Source organism: uncultured Eudoraea sp. (genome assembly GCF_947490415.1).
Classification (GTDB): domain Bacteria; phylum Bacteroidota; class Bacteroidia; order Flavobacteriales; family Flavobacteriaceae; genus Eudoraea.
Genome location: NZ_CANLGX010000013.1, coordinates 1 through 635, shown reverse-complemented (window position 1 = coordinate 635; position 635 = coordinate 1). Strand labels below are relative to the sequence as shown.

Below are 635 nucleotides of genomic sequence, written 5' to 3'. Positions count from 1 at the left end.
GAAGATATTGGGGGAAATTTACCAACTTTATTAGTTACGGGTACAGTTAGTTCGGCTACTACGGTAACATTAAGTGAGAGTGGCACTGCTACTGGCGAAGATTATACCTTGGCCAGTACTACGATCAATATACCAGTTGGTGTTTACAACAATACCCCTTTAGGATTAGGTCTTACCATTACTGCTGATGCTGTTATAGAGCCAAATCAAACGATAATACTGGATTTAGTTGGAGCTACGGGAGATGCAAGTTTGGCAGGAATAACATCTACAACCTATACGATACTTAATGATGATAGTGTTACAGTCGGTTTCTCCACGGCAAATAGCTCAGATGATGAAGATATTGGGGGAAATTTACCAACTTTATTAGTTACGGGTACAGTTAGTTCGGCTACTACGGTAACATTAAGTGAGAGTGGCACTGCTACTGGCGAAGATTATACCTTGGCCAGTACTACGATCAATATACCAGTTGGTGTTTACAACAATACCCCTTTAGGATTAGGTCTTACCATTACTGCTGATGCTGTTATAGAGCCAAATCAAACGATAATACTGGATTTAGTTGGAGCTACGGGAGATGCAAGTTTGGCAGGAATAACATCTACAACCTATACGATACTTAATGATGA

General features: G+C 40.2%; 1 protein-coding gene. It reads left to right on the top strand.

Features of this window, described 5'->3' with window-relative positions:
* Positions 1 to 635 (top strand): Calx-beta domain-containing protein (locus Q0874_RS17345; RefSeq protein WP_299164815.1); only part of this gene is annotated, 635 nt, incomplete at both ends.